This is a genomic window from Saccharomonospora marina XMU15 (assembly GCF_000244955.1).
Lineage (GTDB): Bacteria > Actinomycetota > Actinomycetes > Mycobacteriales > Pseudonocardiaceae > Saccharomonospora_A > Saccharomonospora_A marina.
In genome coordinates, this window is sequence record NZ_CM001439.1 from 5,787,444 (window position 1) to 5,806,276 (window position 18,833).

Here is an 18,833-nt window from a genome sequence, read left to right on the forward strand (position 1 = left end):
GATTTGTACACCCACGGCGAGCCCGGCGGGCGCAGACTTGTGACGTAGGCAACGTAGCAATGAAGCACGCGAGGAGGCCTCATGAAGACCAAGGCTGCGGTCCTGTTCGACGCGGGCAAACCGTTCGAGATCATGGAGTTGGACCTGGACGGGCCCAAGGCGGGCGAGGTGCTGATCAAGTACGCGGCCGCCGGTCTGTGCCACTCCGATCTGCACCTCATCGACGGTGACCTGGTACCGCGCTACCCGATCGTCGGCGGCCACGAAGGCGCCGGGATCATCGAGGAGGTCGGTGCGGGCGTCACCAAGGTCAAGCCGGGCGACCACGTGGTGTGCAGCTTCATACCCAACTGCGGCCACTGCCGCTACTGCGCCACCGGCCGTTCGAGTCTGTGCGACATGGGCGCCACCATCCTCGAGGGGCACCTGCCCGACGGCACCTTCCGGTTCCACTCCGGCGACACCGACTTCGGTGGCATGTGCATGCTCGGCACCTTCTCCGAGCGCGCGACCATCTCGGAGCACTCGGTGGTCAAGGTGGACGACTGGCTGCCGCTGGAGACGGCGGTGCTGGTGGGCTGTGGTGTGCCGACCGGCTGGGCGAGCGCCAACTACGCCGGTGGTGTTCGCGCGGGTGACACGACGGTCATCTACGGCATCGGCGGCATCGGCATCAACGCCGTGCAGGGCGCCGCACACGCCGGCGCCAAGCACGTCGTCGTCGTCGACCCGGTGGAGTTCAAGCGGGAGACCGCGCTGAAACTCGGCGCGACCCACGCCTTCGCCACCGCGCAGGAGGCGGCCGAGAAGGTCGCCGAGCTCACCTGGGGCCAGATGGCGGACCAGGCCCTTGTCACGGTGGGAGTCGTGGACGAGCAGGTGATCACCGACGCCTTCAACGTCCTCGGCAAGGGCGGCACGGTGGTCGTCACCGGACTCGCCCACCCCGAGAAGCTCACCGTGCACGTTTCCGGCGGCGTGCTGACGCTGTTCGAGAAGACCATCAAGGGCACGCTGTTCGGGTCGGCGAACCCGCAGTACGACATCCTCAAGATCCTGCGGCTCTACGACGCGGGCCAGCTGAAGCTCGACGAGCTCGTCACCACCAAGTACAACCTCGAGCAGGTCAACGAGGGCTACCAGGACCTGCGCGACGGCAAGAACATCCGCGGCGTGATCACCTACGCCGACTGAGGTGAGCCGGGGTCGTGAGCGGGCGGTGAGACCGCGAACCGCTCACGACCCCTTCGGCACCCAGGAGCCGAGTACGGGTTTGAACTCGCGGACCGTTCGCTCCGCGATCGCGCCCTCGAGGTGGTAAGGGTCGGCGTCGATGAGCCGCTGCAACTCCTGCCTGTCGGCGGCCTCGTACAGCGTGAGTCCGCCGGTGTCGTCCTGCAACGGACCCGCGACCAGCACCTTGCCCTGCTCGGCAAGCGAGGCGAGGTACTCGCGGTGCCGAGGTCGCACCGGACCGAACTTGTCCTGCACGTACCGGATCTCCACCACGAACCAGGCCACTGGGTCCTCCCGACGTCGACGGCCGCGTACCGTTGCCGAAACCGTATCGCCATGCCCGGTGTTGGACCGAACATGCTGGGTCACTCCGAGTGGAACCGATACGCTGGGCGCGCGTGAGTCCACGGGCAAGAGGGACTCGAAAGACGCCGTCGAGGGATGGGCAGGTTCCGATGCATGGCAGTGCCGAGCCCATGCGCCACCGAAACACCACTCGAAGCGCGCAAAGCAGCGTCGAACAGACGCTGAGCCACCTGCGTACGCTGGACGCGCCCGCGCCGAAGGCGCAGCCGTCCGGCCCGCTGACGCTGGAGGACCTGTACCGCCAGCACCGGATGCGGCTGGTGCGGCTCGCCATCCTGCTGGTGGACGAGCCCGCGACAGCCGAGGACGTGGTGCAGGAGGCCTTCACCGGGCTGCACCGCAACTGGGGCAAGCTCAGGGACGCAGCCGCCGCGGTCGGCTACCTGCGCACGGCGGTGGTCAACGGGTCACGCAGCGTGCTTCGCCGCCGCAAGACCGCTCGCGAGTACGTCCCCCCACATGCGGTCAACGCCCGTTCGGCGGAAAGCCTCGCCATGCTGTCCACCGAGCATCAAGCTGTGGTGAACGCGCTGTCCAAGCTGCCGCCGAGGCAGCGGGAAGTGCTTGTACTACGCTACTACGGTGGGTTGTCGGAGGCGGAGATCTCCGAGGCCGCGGGGATATCCAAGGGCACCGTGAAGTCCACGGCCAGCCGCGCGCTGGAGGCGTTGCAGCGAGCCATGCACGACGGCCGCGGCTGAGCAGTCGGAATCTCGGCACCTCCTCGACTGCCCACATTCTGGTCTGGACCAATAGGATGTGGTCGTGAACGGTGCCGACGAGTTCGTGCTGACGAGCGGGCGCGTGGCCTGCCCCGACGGGGTACGCGACGCCGCATGGCTGTCGGTGTCCGGAGCCAGGATCACCGGCATCGGCACCTCGGCTCCGCCCGAAGGCGACCACGTGGACCTCGGCGGCTCACTCGTCGTTCCCGGCTTCATCGACATGCACTGCCATGGCGGCGGGGGCGGGTCCTTCTCCAGCGGCGACCCCGAGGAAGTGGCCACCGCGATCGCCGCTCACCGCCGACATGGCACAACGACCATGCTCGCCAGCCTCGTCTCCGACCCCATCCCCGCGCTGGCCGACCAGCTGGCCGTGCTCGGCGAGTTCGTCACCACGGGCGAACTGGCGGGCGTCCACCTGGAGGGACCGTTCATCGCGAGCGCACGCTGCGGCGCGCACGACCCCGCGATGCTGCGCGAGCCCGACACCAGTGCCGTCGACGCGCTGCTGGAGGCAGGGCACGGCAACATCAGGATGGTCACGTTGGCGCCGGAACTGACCGGCGGGATCAAGGCCGTGCGGCAGCTCACCGAGTCGGGCGTGGTGGCCGCGATCGGACACACCGACGCGGTCGAGGAACAGATCCGGCCCGCGATCGACGCGGGCGCCACCGTGGCCACCCACCTGTTCAACGGAATGCGGCCGCTGCACCACCGCGACCCAGGGCCGATCGGCGCGCTACTGGACGACGAACGGGTCACCGTCGAGCTCATCTGCGACCTCGTCCACGTCCATCCGACCGTGCTGCGACTGGCTGCCCGCCACGTCGGCACAGCGCGGACGGCGCTGGTGACCGATGCGATCTCGGCCACCGACGCCGCCGACGGCACCTACCGGCTCGGCAGGTTGGCCGTCGAGGTCAGCGACGGTGTCGCCACGCTGGCGGGTAACGGCACACTCGCGGGCAGCACGCTCACCATGGACCTCGCGTTCCGCAACTTCGTCCTCGGCGCGGGCATGAGCGTCGAGGACGCCGTCAGCGCCACCTCCGGCCACGTCGCCGGTCTGCTCGGCATCGCCGACCAGACCGGTGCGCTACGACCAGGGCTGTACGCCGACCTGGTGGTCCTCGACGACGAGCTGCGGCCCCGTGGGGTACTGCGACGTGGCGAATGGGTGCTTCGCGAGGGCTTCTGAGTTATGCCCGCGCCACATGCTGGCTAGGCTTGACGGCGATGAGTGACGACCCGGAGCGCCTCCTCGCCGAGGCCCTGCGTGCGCAGGCCAGGAACGCGCCGCCGCAGGCCGCCGAGCCGAGACACAGCCCGCCGCCGGTGGTCGAGACCCCCGGCGGTTACGGCCTGCTGTCCGGCGCCGGTGAAGGTTCACTCGAACGAGAACGAGCAGCGCTCGACGAGGCGGTCCAGGCGGAGTCGGCATCGGCCTCCGCGCCCGAACCGGAGCAGGCGGGTCAGTCGCTGGACACCCGCTGGGTACTGCTGCTGGCGGCGGCACTCGGGCTCGCGGCCGGGACCGTGGTCGGGCTACTCACCCTGTTGTGAGCGGGCTCAAAGCGGCGCCGAGCGGACCTGTATTTTGTGCAGGGTGATGCTTTCGCAGACACCGGCACAGATGTCGCTCATGCCGGAATGGCTCGATCCACAACATCTGCTTTCCGGACTCACCCCGACGGTCATCGCGCTGCTGTGCCTGATCCTGTTCGCCGAAAGCAGCGTCTTCCCCGTGCTGCCCGGTGATTCGCTGCTGTTCACGGCGGGCCTGTTCATCGCCAACGGAAGCATCGAAGCACCGCTGTGGCTGGTCTGCGTGCTCGCCACGAGCGCGGCCATCATCGGCAACGTGATCGGCTACGGCATCGGTTGGAAGGTCGGCCCCAAGCTGTTCAACCGGCCGGACTCGCGCTTCTTCAAGCAGGAGTACGTCGACAAGACCCACGCCTTCCTCGAACGGCACGGTTCCAAGGCGATCGTGCTCGCACGCTTCGTGCCGTTCGTGCGCACCTTCATCACCTGGATCGCGGGCATCGGCAGGATGAGCCGCAAGAAGTACTTCACCTACACGGTGATCGGCGGGATCCTGTGGGCCGCGGGACTCATCGTGCTGGGCTCGCTGCTCGGCAACATCCCGATCATCAGGGACAATGTGGACGCCATCTTCATCCTCATCGTCCTGGTCTCGGTGGTGCCCATCGTGCTGGAGTACGTCAAGGGTCGCAGGGGCAAGAAGTCGGCCGCGGCCTCGGCGGGCACCGACCCCGAGGGGTGATTGGGCCTAAGCGGGCGAGAACATCGAGCCCGGGTTGAACAGGTTCCCCGGGTCAAGTGCCTGCTTGATCCTGCGGTGGACGTCCAACCCGACCGGGCCGATCTCGCGTGCGAGCCAGTCCTGCTTGAACCTGCCGATGCCGTGCTCCCCGGTCACCGTGCCGCCGAGCGAGAGGCCGAGTTCGAGGATCTCGTCGAAGCCGCGCCGTGCCCGCTCTACCTCACCCGTCGCCGTGGCGTCGTAGACCACGGTCGGGTGCATGTTGCCGTCACCCGCGTGGCCGCAGACAGCGATGGTCAGTCCCACCTGCGCGCTGATGCGCTCACAGCCCTCGATCAGTTCCGCGATGCGCGTGCGCGGCACGCAGACGTCATCGGTCATGCAGGCGCCACGCTGCTCCAGTGCGTAGTGGACCACCCTGCGTGCCTTCATCAGCAGGTTGCCCTCGGCCACGTCGTCGGTCGAGTGGACGAACTCGGCGCCGACATCGGTACACACCTGCTCGATCGCGGCGAGTTCGCGCTTGGCGAGGGTGCCACCGGCGTCGGACTGACACAGCAGCAACGCCCCGGAACCGGAGCCGGTACCCAACTCGGTGCCGAGATAGGCCTCCACCGCCTTCACCGTGGTGGCATCCATGATCTCCAGCAGCGACGGCACCAGCCCCTCGCGCACGATCCCGCTCACGGCGGCTCCCGCGGCAGCGGCCGAGTCGAACGCCGCCACCAGCGTGGCGGGCGCCTGCGGTAGCGGACGCAGCGCGACGGTGGCCTGCGTGATCACGCCCAGGGTTCCCTCGCTGCCGACGAACAGCTTGGTGAGGTCGTAGCCCGCGACGCCCTTGACGGTGCGTCGCCCGGTGCGCAGCAGCGAGCCGTCGGCGAGCACCACCTCCAACCCCAACACGGAGTCCGTGGTCACGCCGTACTTCACGCAGCACAGCCCACCCGCGTTGGTAGCGAGGTTGCCGCCGATCGTGCACCAGTCGTAGCTGGATGGGTCGGGTGGGTAGAACAGACCGTGCTTGGCCGCAGCCTCTCGTAGGTCCAGATTCACCACGCCGGGCTGTACCACGGCGATGCGGTTGTCCGGGTCGATCTCGATGATGCGATCCAGTTTGGTGGTGACCAGTACGACACAGCCCTCCACCGCGTTGGCGCCACCGCAGATCCCGCTTCCCGCGCCGCGGGGGACGATCGGCACCGCCGCCGCGGCACACGCCCGCACGGCCTCCCGCACGCCGTCCACGTCGGTGGGCAGCACCACCGCCAGTGGGGTTCCGGAGGGCGCCAGCGGCATCTGGTCGCGCGAGTAACCCGCGGTCACGTCGGCGTCGGTGAGCACGGCGTCAGCGCCGAGCACGGAACGCAACTCGGCCACCAGGGTGTCGTTGGTCATCCGTCAACGCTAGGCCGCGCACCATGCGAAGCGACAGGGTCGGCACTCGGTCGGCCGCGTGCCTGCCAGCCGTCAGCCTCCCCGCGGCTGCTCACCTGCCCGCCTGGCGTCGCGATTGGCGTACTTACGCGCCGCGAACTCGTACGACTGGGCCAGCAACGGCCGGACCACCGCCTCGAACGTGCGCGCACTCGGCGAGATCACGCACACCCAGTACTGCGACGCGTAGTGGGGGTGCGGCAGCAGTTGATCACGGATGGCGTAGTCGAACCCCGTCCGCAGTACGCCCCGCTCGTCGCGCTCGGTGGGCGCGGCGCCGAACCTGGCGAGGTAGGCGGCCTTCGGCAGCCCGATGTTCAACCGGTAACACCCGCTCTCTTCCAGTGCGGAGACATCGTCGTAGTGATCGCCGGTCACGAGCGTGGCGAACGGCTGCCATCCCTGCGCAGGCAGCGCGCCGTGTGGGTCGTAGGTGAAGAAGGTGTCGCCGGCGCTCTCCACCGACGTGACCCCTTCGAAGTTCGTTTCGATGTAGCGCTTCAACTCGGCAATGTCCACGTCGGTACCCCATCCGTTGACTCCGGCACTGTCTGACCTCTCAAGGCTTTCATTGAAGATCCCGGTGAAGCTTCTGCCGCGGCTCCGCGGTCGACGTCGGACAACTTCCTCCGAAGCCCCAAAGCAGATACACCCGGCGGCGCGGACAGGAGCGCAGAACTCGCCGGCGGGAGCGGGGGACTCGCCGGCGGGAGCGGTTGCGGCGTGTCCTCGCCCACATCGGGCGAGGGCGAGTTGCCGACCGGAGGACGGTGCGAGCATCCTTGTATCAGGCAACTAGTTGCATGTGCCAAACAAGCCGGTCAAACCCGACATTCCTCACGAGAGACCTCCCATGGCATCCACCGAACACGCCGAGCCGCGCGTATCCGAGCCCACGGAAGCCGAACTGGCCATCGCCGACGAACTGGGCAGGCAGATGGTCCGGTTCATGCGGCTGTCGGTGCGCGCCAAGTCGCAGGTGGCCAAGCACGGACCGGACGGGATCGAGCGGGCGGCCTACGCGATCCTGTTCCGGCTCGTGCACGAGGGCCCGCAGCGCACCAGCCATCTCGCCGAGGCTCTGCATTCGGACATCTCCACCATCAGCAGGCAGAGCAGCTCGCTGGTGCAGCACGGCCTGGTGAAGCGCCAGGCCGACCCGGAGGACGGGCGCGCTTCGCTGCTTGCTCCCACCGAGGAGGGGATGCGGGTCTTCGAGGAGAACCGGCGCCAGCGCAACCGGTGGCTGGCCAGGGTGCTTTCTGACTGGCCTGAGGAGGACCGCATCAAGCTCAACGTCCTGTTCGACCGGCTCAACACCGGGATCGAGGAGTGCGACCCATTGAGTGCCGACTCGTCGGCGTACTGCACCACCAAGGGGGAAAGCAAGTGACATCCGCAGGGGACAGAACGATCGCGCGGGGGGCGGACGCGGAGGATGCCGATACCGGACCAAATCTGACCCACCGCCAGATCGTCGTGATCCTCGTCGGCCTGATGACGGGGATGTTCCTGGCCGCGCTGGACCAGACGATCGTCGGCACGGCGATCCGCACGATCGCCGATGACCTCAACGGTCTCAGCCTGCAGGCCTGGATCACCACCGCCTACCTGATCACCGCCACCATCGCGACGCCGATCTACGGCAAGCTCTCCGACATCTACGGCCGCAAGCCGTTCTTCCTGGCCGCCATCTCGATCTTCATGCTCGGATCGGTCGCGGCTACCTTCGCGCAGAGCATGTACCAACTCGCCGCGTTCCGCGCGGTGCAGGGACTCGGTGCGGGCGGCCTGATGTCGCTGGCGCTCACCATCCTCGGCGACATCGTGCCGCCCCGGCGACGGGCCAAGTACCAGGGCTTCTTCCTCGCCGTGTTCGGCACCTCCACCGTGCTCGGCCCCGTACTCGGCGGCTTCTTCGCGGGCATGGACTCCTTCCTCGACATCGAGGGTTGGCGCTGGGTCTTCCTGATCAACGTGCCGCTCGGCGCGGTGGCGCTGTTCGTGGTGGCCAAGGTGCTCAACGTGCCGCACCAGCGCCACGACCACCGCATCGACTGGTGGGGCGGGCTGGCACTGGTGATCACTCTGGTGCCACTGCTGCTGATCGCCGAGCAGGGCAGGGAATGGGGCTGGGACTCCACCAGGGCCGTCGTCTGCTACGGCATCGGCGCCGTGGGACTCGTGCTGTTCCTGTTCGTCGAGCACGTCATGAAGGACCAGGCACTCATCCCGCTGCGGCTGTTCCGCAACCCGACGTTCAGTGTCGCGATCGCGGGCGGTGTGATCGTCGGCGTCGCGATGTTCGGTGCGATCATGCTGATCCCGCAGTACCTGCAGATCGTGCAGGGCTACTCCCCGACGGAGTCCGGCCTGCTGATGCTGCCGCTGATGGTCGGCATCATGTCGGCGTCGGTGCTTTCGGGCCAGCTCACCTCGCGCACCGGCCGGTACAAGATCTTCCCGGTTGTCGGCACCGCGCTGATGTCCGCGGGAATGCTGCTGTTCGCCCAGGTCGAGTGGGACACGCCCATCTGGCAGTCGATGCTGTTCATGGCCGTCATCGGCCTCGGGCTGGGTGGCTGCATGCAGACACTGATCATCGCCGTGCAGAACGCGGGCCCACGAAGGGACATGGGGGTCTCCACGGCGGCGGCGACGTTCTTCCGGCAGATCGGTGGCACGCTCGGCGTAGCGGTCTTCCTCTCGATCCTGTTCAGCACGCTGACCGACAACATCGCAGGCGCCTTCCGGGCAGCGGGCATCCCACCCTCGGCGATGAACTCCGTGGGCGGCGACATCATGCAGGACTCCTCGTTCCTGCAGCAGCTGCCGATCGAGCAGGCTCGCCCGTTCTTTATCGGGTTCACCGAGTCGATCAACACGGTGTTCTACGTCGGCGCGGGTGTCGCGGCGGTCGCGTTCCTGGTGCTGCTGTTCATGCGGGAGATCCCACTCGCCGACAGCATCGGTAAGCCCGCCCCCACCGACAAGCAGACACCGGTAGGTGGGACGGGCGATACCGAGCCCGCCGACGTCCTCGACGCCGCGGACGAAGCAGACCCCGACCGGACGAGGGAGGCCGAACTGGTCGCGGCGGGCAGGCACGCCCGGCCACAGCAGAACGGCCAGGTGGAGTTGCGTGCCGACCCGGTGCCGACCGCAGGGGTGGGCGGCAACGGCGCGGCCGGGCAACCCGCTCGGGCACACGTGACGGGCCACATCCGCAGGCAGGACGGCACCCCCGTCGAAGGCGCCACGCTGACGCTGATCGACCAGGTCGGCAGGCAGGTGGCCCGCGCGACCGGAGGACCGGACGGCGGCTACACGATCACCGCGCCAGACAGCGGCAGCTACGTGCTGATCGTGGCGGCGAGTGGTCACCAGCCGCAGGCGTCGAGCCTCGTGGTGGGAGAAGCGGCCACCCGGCTGGACCTCACGCTGATCGGTTCCGGAGAGGTGTCGGGGATGGTGCGGGCCGCGGGCGAGGGCACCGCGCTGCCGAACGTCACCGTCACGCTGGCCGACGCGCGCGGCGAGGTGACCGGCGCGTGCGTCACCGGCAGCGACGGCGGCTACGTCTTCCACGGTGTCGGAGCGGGCCCGCACACACTCGTGGCCAGCGGGCCACGGCTGCGGCCCACCGCGGTCATGCTCACCGTTCCCGACAGCGGTGAACTCCGCCACGACATCGAACTGGAGCGCGCCGCGCAACTGAAGGGCACCGCACGCACCGACGACGGCCGAGTGGTTCCCGACGCCCGCATCACGGTGCTGGACCTCGACGGCAACGTCGCCGCCGTGGCCAGGACGGACGAGTCTGGGCGGTATCTGGTCGCTGACCTGCCCGAGGGCGACTACACCGTGGTGGCAAGCGGCTACCCGCCCGCCACCAGCAAGGTGACGGTGTCGGGCGAGCAGGAGGAGCACGACGTCCGGCTGGGCTACGAACAGACGATCGACGACCTCGCCGGAGACGGTCGCTGATGCCGGGACTGTCCGGTTCGGTCCGCTCCGCGGACGGCTTCCCGGTGGAGCACGCGGTGCTCACGGTCACCGATCAGCAAGGCAGGCAGGTCGCGCGTAGCGAAGCCGACGAGGCCGGCCGCGTCACGACCGACCCGTTGCCGAGGGGCAGCTACACCACGGTGGTGACGGCGGCGGGCTACCTGCCCGTCGCCCGCACCGCCCAGGTGGCGTACGACGGCACGGGCTCGATCGGTGAGGTGCCACTCACCGAGGCGGAGGCAGGTGTCGAGCTGCCTCCCGCAGGCCCGTGGACCATCGACCCCGCGCATTCGTCGCTAATCGTCACCGCTCGCCATCTCGGTATCGCCAGCGTCAGGGCACGTTTCACCGACCTTTGCGGGCGCATCCACGTGGCACGACCGGTGGAGCGCTCGTCGGTGCGGGCACAAATCGACGCGGCCGCGATCGACACCGGCAACAAGATGCGCGACGACCACCTTCGCTCGCCGGGCTTCCTGGATGTCGCGGCCTACCCGTCGATCGAGTTCGGCAGCACCGGGCTCACCAGGCGCGGGAGCAGTACCTGGCTGCTGCGCGGCGAGTTGCCCCTGCACGGGCAGTGCCGCGAGGTGGAACTCGAACTGCGCTACGGCGGCTACGGCCCCGACCCGTGGGGCGGTAGCCGGGTGGCCTTCCACGCCGAGACCCAGCTTCGCCGCGACGATTTCGCGATCAACTACAACGCGATGGTGCGGGCGGGTGTCGCCGCTGTCGGAACCACCGTCAGGGTTGAGCTGGACATCGAAGCCGTTCAGGGAGAGCGACTGCCGGAGTACTAGGCGCGCCTGCGCGCGGCGCGCAGCAGCAGGGCCGCGACGACGAATGCGGCGATGAATACGACGGTCGTCAGGATTTCGGGCATGTCGAACACCGATTCGTTCCGTTGACAATACGCAGCGTGCGCACTTGGTTCCGGGATCGTAGCGCCGGTCGTCGTTTCAGGTCGGGGCCGGGACGCGAGCGCGGACAGGCACGTACGCTGCCGACGTGAACGTTGTGCACGCCGAAGCCGCGAGCGTGGGAATGGACTGGCTCGCCACGGCCGGGCCGTTGCTCGTCTGGGTGATCGTGCTCAGCTTCGTGTTCGTGGAATGCGCGCTGATCGTCGGGCTTTTCCTGCCTGGCGATTCGTTGCTTTTCGGTGCCGGCGTGGTGCTGGCCCAGCACGGAGCCGACACGCATGCCTGGGGCCTTTCCGCAGCCGCACTCGTGATCGCCGTGGTGGGTAACCAGGTCGGGTACTACGTCGGCAAGCAGACCGGCACCCGGTTCGTTGCCAGACGGGGCGGCAAGGTGCTCAACCAGCACAATCTGAACCGCGCGCGTGCCTTCCTCAACCGCAGGGGTTTCCTCGCGATCGTCGCGGCACGCTGGATTCCGTGGGTCCGCACGCTCGCACCGCTGATCGCCGGAGCCGCGGGGATGAACTCACGCCGGTTCATGCTTGCCACGACGGTGGGCGCGGTGCTGTGGGTGCCCACGCTCGTGCTGATCGGCTACTACGGTGCAGGCCTACTGGACGTGCTGCCCTGGCTGAAGACGACGCTGGTATGGGCGAGTGTGGTGCTTTTCGTGGTGGGCACGGTGTACGGCATCTGGCGGTACCGGCAGGAGATGCGGCGCCCGATCGAGACCGACCCGGAAACAGCGCGCGCCTGAGGCCTCATTCGGGGTCGGCCCAGACCTCCAACTGAATGCCGTCGGGGTCACGGAAGACAACCAGTTCACACCCGGGTGAGGTGCGCGAGGGCGCCGCGGGGGTGAAGGTGACGCCGTAGTCGGCAAGGCGCCGCTCCCAGGCGGCCAGCTCGGCGCGGGAGGCAACCCGGAACGCGACATGGTCGAGCCCGGTGTGCCGTTCGTCGAACGGCGGGCGGGCGGCATGGGTGTGCTGCACCAGCACCACGGCGAAACCCTCACACGGAGGGGACAACACCACCTTGCGCAACCCAAGTTCCTGATCCTCGCGGCGGGTGACCTCCTTGAGGCCGAGCACCCGGACATACCAGGGCACGCTGCGGTCGATGTCGGTCACCGTGAGGGCGAGGTGGTGCATGCCGGCGAGCTCGGACATGCCAAGCGGTCCTTCCACTGCCCCGTGTGTGTCGAGCGACCGGCGCCGTCTTGTGGATCGTTCGCCCGGCGGCCCTCCTGACCCATTCTGGGTGCCTCACGCACGGCCGTGCGAACCAAGCCGGCGCAATGACGGCCGGAATGGAACAGCTCCGTAACCCTTCCGTTCCGAGCCGCAGACACGCCTGGACCCGCATCGGGATCTCGACACAACAATGAGCACTGGCAACCCCCACCGCTCCCTGGGGGGCGGCCCCAGCTCAGCCTAGCCGTCCCTCTTGGCGAACCAGGCCTACACAGCGGATCTGTGGATAACTCTGAGTTGTCCACAGCGACTGTGGATAACTCAGACGGCGAAGTACGGCAACTCCATGTCGCGCACTACGAGGTGGGCACGCTGCGCGCTCGGCATGATCAGGTCGGCGTTGCGCTGGTCGGAGCCACGCGCCCGCTGTTGCGCCTCCACCAGCGAGCGGCCGAACTTGCGATGCCGGGTCACCAGCCGCTCCACCCGGTCGTCCTCGTCGGGAGCGAGGAACCACACCTCGTCGAGCAGCGAACGCAGCTCGTTCCATGGTTCGGTGTCGAGCAGCAGGTAGTTGCCTTCCGTCAGCACCAACCGCACGCTCTGCGGAACCGGAACGGCGCAAGCGATCGGCTCCTCGATCTCCCGCCGGAACTCGGGCGCGTAGACCAACTCCTTGCCCTCGGCCAGCCTGCGGATCAGGTGCACGTACCCGTACGCGTCGAAGGTGTCCGGCGCACCCTTGCGGTCCGCCCTGCCGAGCCGGTTCAGTTCCACCTGCGCCAGGTGGAAGCCGTCCATCCCCACCACGGCAGCACTGGAACCAAGCGCATCCGCCAGCCGCCACGCCAGCGTCGTCTTCCCCGACGCCGGTGGGCCCGCGATACCGAGCACCGCGCGCTCACCACCTTCGGCAAGGCCCTGCGCCCTGCTCAACAGCTCGTCGAACGTAGTCATGTTACTCCCATCTTGGCCTTGACCGGGCCGAGCCAACTCCTCGGCCCGGCATGCCGCACGCGCTCGGCGGCCACCGCGTTGGCGAACTCGATCAGCCGAGGGATACCGAGCTTTCCGACCTTGGTCACCAGGGCGCCGTGCCACACATCGCCCGCACCGAGGGTGTCGCGCGCGGCCACGGCAGGCACCGCCACCTCACCCGATTCCCCACCGCTGGACCACCTCACCGGATCGGCACCCGACGTGGTGATCACCGTAGGCACACCGCGCAACGCTGCAGCGGGCGCGCGGAACTGCGCGGAGCACGCCACGATGTCGGCGAGCGGCAGCAATTCGGTGAACACCGGCTTCCAGCTTCCCGCGTCGACGACCACAGGGCGAGACAACCGTCGCCCCCAGCGTGCCGCCGCCAACGCGAGCTCGGGGTGGTGGCCGTCGACGAGCACGGCGTCCACATCGGGCAGCCGCCGAGGCGCCGCCACCTCGGGCACCGCCGCGGCGTTGTGCGACACCACCGTTCGTTCGCCGTCGCGTTCGCGCACCGCCACCGCGCTCACCGGAGGCGGATCGGAGTGGCAGGCGAGCGCATCACTCACCTCGACGTCACATTCCCGCAGGTCGGACCTGGCCAACTCGGCCAGCGGATGACTACCAAGAACCGTGAGCAGCAGCGCCCTGCCGCCGAGCGCCGCGACGGTCACGGCCGCGTTCGTGGCTGGCCCACCCGCCGCGACCGACACCGACGCCGACTGCACCTTCTGCCCCGGCTCGGGAAGTTCCGCCACCCGCTGCACGATGTCAACGGTGCAGAGGCCGGCCAGCAGCACCGTCACGAAACCGGACCTCCTCGACAGTGAGTTGTCACGTCCACCTATCAGGGATGTCTGGACAGTAGGCAGCGGCTATGCTTTGCCGCAAGCGTTTGCGCAAACGGTTGCCGGAGTCCTTGCCGACTGGGAGGAGCGCACATGCCGCCGCCGAGGTCACAGCGGCCGACCCAGCGTGACATCGCCGAACTGGCCGGTGTCTCGATCACAACCGTCTCGCATGTCGTCAACGGCACCCGCGCCGTCGCGCCGGAGACCCGAGCCGCCGTCCTCGACGCGATCGAAAGCACCGGCTACACCGGCGACGTCATCGCCCGATCGCTGGTCACCGGCGGAACCCGCACCATAGGCGTCGCGATATCGCTGCTGGCCAACCCGTACTTCGCGGTGCTCATGCAGACGATCGAGCGCGAGGCCGCCGCCGCAGGCTACACGGTGCTGCTCTCGGACACGCACGACACCGTGGAAACCGAGCAGGACATCGTGCGCGCACTGCGGGCACGGCGCGTGGAAGGCGTACTGCTGACCCCCGTGCCCGGTGACGGCCGGGTGATCAGCGAACTGGTGGCGCTGGGCACACCGACCGTACTGGTGGACCGGTTGACCACCCGCAGCGACATCGACCAGGTCGGCGCCGAGAACATCCACGCCACGTCGGCACTCACCGAGCACCTCGCCGACCACGGCCACCGCCGCATCGGGCTTGTCAGTGGCACTCCCGGTCTGGCGACCAGCGAGGAACGCGTGCTCGGCTACCGCCTCGGTCTGGGCAGAGCCGGGCTGCCGTGGAACCCGGACCTGGTCGTTTGCGGCCACTCCGAACGCGAGCGCGGAGCCCGAGCACTCGCCGAACTGCTCGACAAGCCACAACCGGTGACCGCCGTGGTCGTCACCAACGACGCGATGATGGTCGGCGTGCTGCACGAAGCACGCAGGCGGGGAGTGCGCATCGGCGAGGAACTCGCGGTGGTCGGCTACGACGACACCGAGTGGGCGGACCTGGTGCAACCACCGCTGACCACCATGGCGCAACCGGTCGCCGAGATCGGCACGCACGCGGTCCGCATGCTGCTCGCCAGGATCGCCGACCCCGATCGGCAACCGGAGACCGTACGGCTACCTCCCACGCTGCGGCGAAGGCAGTCCTGCGGCTGTCAACCCGTCCTGGCTGAAACATAGCCCTCTTCCGACCCCTCCCGGTGTGGCCGCTGGTGTACCACGATGGGGTCATGGCAACGGCGCACATCACCTGTCCACTCTGCGAGGCGACGTGCGGGTTGTCGGTGACGGTGGAGAACGGCACGGTCACCGACGTCCGCGGCGATGCGGAAGACGTGTTCTCCCACGGCTACATCTGCCCCAAGGGCGCTTCCCTCGGCGCGCTGCATCACGACCCCGACCGGCTGCGAGCCCCGCTTGTGAAGCGAGCGGGCCGGTTCACCGAGGTCAGCTGGGACGAGGCCTTCGCCGAGATCGACGCGCGCCTGCCCGCGCTGCTCAACGACCACGGCCGCGACGCGGTCGCCGTGTACGCGGGCAACCCCTCTGTGCACAACGTGTCCTCCGCCCTCTACAGCCGCGCGCTGTTCAAAGCCATCGGCACCAGGAACGTCTACACCGCCAGCACCGTGGACCAGATGCCGAAGCATTTCTCCTGCGGCTACCTGTTCGGTGACCCGTTCTCCATCCCCGTTCCCGACCTCGACCGCACGCGACACCTGCTGATCCTCGGCGCGAACCCGCTGGTGTCCAACGGCAGCCTGATGACGGCCGCCGACGTCCGCGGCAGGCTGCGCGCGATCCAGCGACGAGGCGGCAAGATCGTGGTCGTCGACCCGTGCCGTACCCGCACGGCCCGACTCGCCGACGAACACCACCGAATCCGGCCCGGCACCGACGCCGCACTGCTGTTCGCTCTCGTCCAGGTGATCTTCACCGAGAATCTCGTGCGGCTGGGCAGGCTCGAGGAACACGTCAACGGGCTGGAACGGCTCGCCGAACTCGCCGCACCGTTCACCCCGGAAGTGGTCGCACCACTGTCCGGCATCGACGCGGGCGCCATCCGGGAGCTGGCGCGAGAACTGGCCCGCGCCGACCGCGCCGCCGTCTACGGCCGGATCGGCACCACCGCGCAGCCATTCGGCACGCTCACCAGCTGGCTGATCGACGTGCTGAACGTGCTCACCGGGAACCTCGACAGCGAAGGCGGCGCCATGTTCCCGCTCGCGGCGGCGGGCCAGGTGAACAGCAGCGGTGGCAGGAGCAAACCGTTCACCGCGGGCCGCTGGCGGTCCCGCGTGCGCGGATATCCGGAGGTGTTCGGCGAACTGCCCGTAGCCGCGCTCGCAGAGGAGATCACCACCCCCGGTGACGGCCAGATCCGCGCGCTCCTTACCGTCGCGGGCAACCCCTGTCTCAGCGGGCCCAACGCCGCCAAGCTCTCCGAGGCACTGGCGGAGCTGGACTTCATGGTCAGCGTGGACGTCTACGTCAACGAGACGACCCGGCACGCCGACGTGATCCTGCCTGGCCCGAGCCCGCTGATGCGCCCGCACTACGACGTCGCGCTCTACCAGCTCGCGGTCCGCAACGTCGCGAACTGGACCCCGCCCGCGCTGCCCAGCGACCAACCGCAGGAGTGGCAGACCCTGCTGCGGCTCACCGGCATCGTGACCGGGCAAGGCCCCGACGCCGACATCGAGGCGCTGGACGAGCTGGTCGCCGCCGACACCGCTCGAAGGGCAGGCCTCGACCCCACCGTCGCGGGCGAGCGCAACGGCCCGCAGCGGCTGCTCGATCTGATGCTGCGAGCCGGCCCGTACGAACTGACCCTCGCCGACCTGGAAGCGGCCCCACACGGCGTGGATCTCGGGCCGCTGCGGCCACGCCTGCCGGACATCCTGTGCACCGCGAGCAAGAAGATCGAACTCGCCGCCGAGCCGATCGTCTCCGACGTCGGCAGGCTCGTGGCCGAACTGGGGGAGAAGCCCGACGACAGGCTTGTGCTCATCGGCAGGCGGCAGCTGCACTCGAACAACTCGTGGATGCACAACCTGCCGCCGCTGGTTCGCGGCAGCAACCGGTGCACCGCGCAGGTCCATCCCGACGACGCGCAGCGCCTCGGCCTCACCGAAGGTGGCACCGCCACCTTCACCACCCGCACCGGCAAGGTTTCGGCCACCGTCGAGCTCACCGACGACGTCCGGCCCGGCGTGGTCAGCATCCCGCACGGCTGGGGACACGACGTGGAGGGGCTGCGCACGGCCGTCGCAACCGCCCACGCGGGCGTGAACTCCAACCTGCTCTCCGACGACCGGCTACTCGACGTGCTTTCCGGCACCGCGGCACTCAACGGCATCCCGGTGGACGTCACGCCCGGCTAGGGACGCCAGGCCGCCGCGAGATCGGCGTGCTGGCGGACCCAGGTGTGCATCACGATGCCCGAGGCCACGCCCGCGTTGATCGACCGTGTGCTGCCGAACTGGGCGATCGACACCACCAGCGTCGCGGCTCGCTGCGCTTGCGGGGAAAGGCCGGGACCTTCCTGGCCGAACAGCAGCACGCACTCCCTCGGCAGCGCGGCCGTCTCCACGGGTTGCGCGCCGGGCATGTTGTCGACACCCACGATCGGCAAGCCCTCGGCCGCCGCGAACTCGACGAGCCCGGCGACCGACTCGTGGTGGCGCAGATGCTGGTAGCGGTCGGTCACCATCGCGCCGCGCCTGTTCCAGCGTCGCCTGCCCACTATGTGCACCGCCGCCGCGGCGAACGCGTTCGCCGTTCGCACCACCGTGCCGATGTTGTGGTCGTGCTTGAAGTTCTCGATCGCGACGTGGAACGGGTGCCTGCGCGCATCGATGTCGGCGACGATCGCCTCCCGCCGCCAGTACCGGTAGGCGTCGACAACGTTGCGGCGGTCACCGTGGGCCAGCAGCTCCGGGTCGTACCTGCCGTCGTCCGGCCATGGGCCCTGCCACGGGCCGACACCCACCTCATCGGGTGTCTGCCACTCCGTGGGTCCCGCCGCCTCGATCACGACCTCATTGTCGCTCAGCGAACATCGCCCCAGCTGTGAGGGACGCCGCCAGGTGGTGGCGGCCACGCCAACGCAGGTAGGCCCCGACGTAGGAAAACAGCACGAGTGCCAACGCGCCGAACCCCACCACGGGCAGCAGCTCGCGAGGGAAGATCGTGTCGTAGATGTAGTACTCGTTGAACCCGCCCGGCAGCGGCCCCAGACCGCGCTGACCGCGCAGGTAGTCCTCCAGCACGGTCAGCGGGCACGGCAGCGGCAACACGTTCACCGCCAGTCCCCAGACAGCGAACAGAACGTGCACCAAGATCGTTTTCGGCCATACCCAGGCGAGGAATCCACCGAGCCCGATGTAGAGCAATGCGAGAAAGTGAACCCCCGTTGTGAGCGCGGTCAGCCCGGCCAGCCCCAGCATGTCCCCACCTGCCCCTCGTGTCCCCCTGATCAGGGACAACGTTACTCCGAAACGGTGGCGAAGTCGTCGACAAATTGCTCTGTTGACGAGCCCGCGACCAGGGGTAGGGGTTGCAATGCCAGGGCCGGATCGCGAGGGGATACCGGTTCCCTAACAACCGGGATTCACAATCCAGCAGACCGAGTCGGGGGCCCCTCGGCGGCAAGGACAGCCGGAAACCCGAGGAAGCACCCACCGCCGCGCCGCAGGAAACAAGGACAGTCTGCCGTCGGGATCAGCACTCGCGCGGACAACGCGAACCTCGACTACGCGAGCGTGCAGTCCCAGCGGCCAAATGACCAACTGGTTCCGGTTCGGTACTCACCGATACCGACCTGAATGCACACCTGAGTGCCTTCCGGATAGCTGTAGTTCCAGGACTTC

Annotated in this window: 19 protein-coding genes; 11 read left to right on the forward strand and 8 right to left on the reverse strand. The window is 68.5% G+C overall.

Annotated features, from left to right (window positions below):
* Nucleotides 1-81 precede the first annotated feature (81 nt).
* Nucleotides 82-1,194, forward strand: coding sequence for an NDMA-dependent alcohol dehydrogenase (locus tag SACMADRAFT_RS27475; protein WP_009157103.1), 1,113 nt, complete (start codon nt 82-84; stop codon nt 1,192-1,194).
* Nucleotides 1,195-1,236: 42 nt separating this feature from the next.
* Here SACMADRAFT_RS27475 and SACMADRAFT_RS27480 read toward each other — a convergent pair whose 3' ends face one another.
* On the reverse strand, nt 1,237-1,521 hold the full coding sequence (locus SACMADRAFT_RS27480) for a YciI family protein (RefSeq protein WP_009157104.1): 285 nt from the start codon (nt 1,519-1,521) through the stop codon (nt 1,237-1,239).
* A 170-nt stretch (nt 1,522-1,691) separates the two neighbouring features.
* On the opposite strand from SACMADRAFT_RS27480, the gene SACMADRAFT_RS27485 reads away from it, so the two are divergent.
* The 4 genes from SACMADRAFT_RS27485 to SACMADRAFT_RS27500 all read left to right on the forward strand — a co-directional run bounded on the left by SACMADRAFT_RS27485 (nt 1,692) and on the right by SACMADRAFT_RS27500 (nt 4,614).
* Nucleotides 1,692-2,303, forward strand: a complete 612-nt coding sequence (locus SACMADRAFT_RS27485) for an RNA polymerase sigma factor (RefSeq protein WP_009157105.1) — start codon at nt 1,692-1,694, stop codon at nt 2,301-2,303.
* Between the two features lie 64 nt (nt 2,304-2,367).
* Nucleotides 2,368-3,525 (forward strand): N-acetylglucosamine-6-phosphate deacetylase, encoded by a 1,158-nt coding sequence (gene nagA / locus SACMADRAFT_RS27490; protein WP_009157106.1) that lies wholly within the window; start codon nt 2,368-2,370, stop codon nt 3,523-3,525.
* A 38-nt stretch (nt 3,526-3,563) separates the two neighbouring features.
* Entirely contained in the window at nt 3,564-3,890 is a 327-nt protein-coding gene (locus SACMADRAFT_RS27495; RefSeq protein WP_009157107.1) for a hypothetical protein, read from the forward strand.
* Nucleotides 3,891-3,936: 46 nt separating this feature from the next.
* The gene (locus SACMADRAFT_RS27500) at nt 3,937-4,614 is read left to right on the forward strand and encodes a DedA family protein (RefSeq protein ID WP_009157108.1); all 678 of its coding nucleotides are present in this window, start codon (nt 3,937-3,939) and stop codon (nt 4,612-4,614) included.
* Nucleotides 4,615-4,620: 6 nt separating this feature from the next.
* Here the strand turns inward: SACMADRAFT_RS27500 and SACMADRAFT_RS27505 are convergent, their stop codons facing one another.
* Together SACMADRAFT_RS27505 and SACMADRAFT_RS27510 are read right to left on the reverse strand one after the other, a co-directional pair.
* Nucleotides 4,621-6,012, reverse strand: a complete 1,392-nt coding sequence (locus SACMADRAFT_RS27505; protein ID WP_009157109.1) for an FAD-binding oxidoreductase — start codon at nt 6,010-6,012, stop codon at nt 4,621-4,623.
* Between the two features lie 72 nt (nt 6,013-6,084).
* The gene (locus SACMADRAFT_RS27510; RefSeq protein WP_040925940.1) at nt 6,085-6,570 is read right to left on the reverse strand and encodes a DUF6194 family protein; all 486 of its coding nucleotides are present in this window, start codon (nt 6,568-6,570) and stop codon (nt 6,085-6,087) included.
* Nucleotides 6,571-6,904: 334 nt separating this feature from the next.
* On the opposite strand from SACMADRAFT_RS27510, the gene SACMADRAFT_RS27515 reads away from it, so the two are divergent.
* From SACMADRAFT_RS27515 to SACMADRAFT_RS27530, 4 genes are all read left to right on the forward strand, one after another.
* Nucleotides 6,905-7,444: a MarR family winged helix-turn-helix transcriptional regulator gene (locus SACMADRAFT_RS27515; protein ID WP_009157111.1), complete on the forward strand. Its 540-nt coding sequence runs from the start codon at nt 6,905-6,907 to the stop codon at nt 7,442-7,444.
* Nucleotides 7,441-10,038: an MFS transporter gene (locus tag SACMADRAFT_RS27520; protein ID WP_009157112.1), complete on the forward strand. Its 2,598-nt coding sequence runs from the start codon at nt 7,441-7,443 to the stop codon at nt 10,036-10,038. The genes SACMADRAFT_RS27515 and SACMADRAFT_RS27520 overlap by 4 nt, the downstream gene beginning before the upstream one ends.
* Entirely contained in the window at nt 10,038-10,859 is an 822-nt protein-coding gene (locus SACMADRAFT_RS27525) for a YceI family protein (RefSeq protein ID WP_009157113.1), read from the forward strand. Before SACMADRAFT_RS27520 ends, SACMADRAFT_RS27525 begins: the two co-directional genes overlap by 1 nt.
* A gap of 208 nt (nt 10,860-11,067) precedes the next feature.
* Entirely contained in the window at nt 11,068-11,739 is a 672-nt protein-coding gene (locus tag SACMADRAFT_RS27530) for a DedA family protein (RefSeq protein WP_009157115.1), read from the forward strand.
* Nucleotides 11,740-11,743: 4 nt separating this feature from the next.
* On the opposite strand, the gene SACMADRAFT_RS27535 is transcribed toward SACMADRAFT_RS27530, so the two are convergent.
* The 3 genes from SACMADRAFT_RS27535 to SACMADRAFT_RS27545 all read right to left on the reverse strand — a co-directional run bounded on the left by SACMADRAFT_RS27535 (nt 11,744) and on the right by SACMADRAFT_RS27545 (nt 13,968).
* On the reverse strand, nt 11,744-12,154 hold the full coding sequence (locus SACMADRAFT_RS27535; RefSeq protein WP_009157116.1) for a VOC family protein: 411 nt from the start codon (nt 12,152-12,154) through the stop codon (nt 11,744-11,746).
* 345 nt (nt 12,155-12,499) lie between these two features.
* Complete coding sequence (locus SACMADRAFT_RS27540) at nt 12,500-13,135, reverse strand: nucleoside/nucleotide kinase family protein (protein ID WP_009157117.1); 636 nt, start codon at nt 13,133-13,135, stop codon at nt 12,500-12,502.
* Nucleotides 13,132-13,968 (reverse strand): PfkB family carbohydrate kinase, encoded by an 837-nt coding sequence (locus SACMADRAFT_RS27545; RefSeq protein WP_009157118.1) that lies wholly within the window; start codon nt 13,966-13,968, stop codon nt 13,132-13,134. Before SACMADRAFT_RS27545 ends, SACMADRAFT_RS27540 begins: the two co-directional genes overlap by 4 nt.
* A gap of 135 nt (nt 13,969-14,103) precedes the next feature.
* Between SACMADRAFT_RS27545 and SACMADRAFT_RS27550 the strand changes: the two genes are divergently transcribed.
* Nucleotides 14,104-15,141, forward strand: coding sequence for a LacI family DNA-binding transcriptional regulator (locus tag SACMADRAFT_RS27550; RefSeq protein WP_009157119.1), 1,038 nt, complete (start codon nt 14,104-14,106; stop codon nt 15,139-15,141).
* 50 nt (nt 15,142-15,191) lie between these two features.
* Nucleotides 15,192-17,345, forward strand: coding sequence for a molybdopterin-dependent oxidoreductase (locus tag SACMADRAFT_RS27555; protein WP_040926899.1), 2,154 nt, complete (start codon nt 15,192-15,194; stop codon nt 17,343-17,345).
* Here the strand turns inward: SACMADRAFT_RS27555 and SACMADRAFT_RS27560 are convergent.
* Nucleotides 17,342-17,998 (reverse strand): TrmH family RNA methyltransferase, encoded by a 657-nt coding sequence (locus SACMADRAFT_RS27560; RefSeq protein WP_009157121.1) that lies wholly within the window; start codon nt 17,996-17,998, stop codon nt 17,342-17,344. The genes SACMADRAFT_RS27555 and SACMADRAFT_RS27560 overlap by 4 nt on opposite strands.
* A 4-nt stretch (nt 17,999-18,002) precedes the next feature.
* Nucleotides 18,003-18,410 carry a DUF2784 domain-containing protein gene (locus tag SACMADRAFT_RS27565; RefSeq protein WP_009157122.1) on the reverse strand — a complete coding sequence of 136 codons (408 nt, stop codon included), beginning with the start codon at nt 18,408-18,410 and terminating at the stop codon, nt 18,003-18,005.
* Between the last annotated feature and the right edge of the window lie 423 nt (nt 18,411-18,833).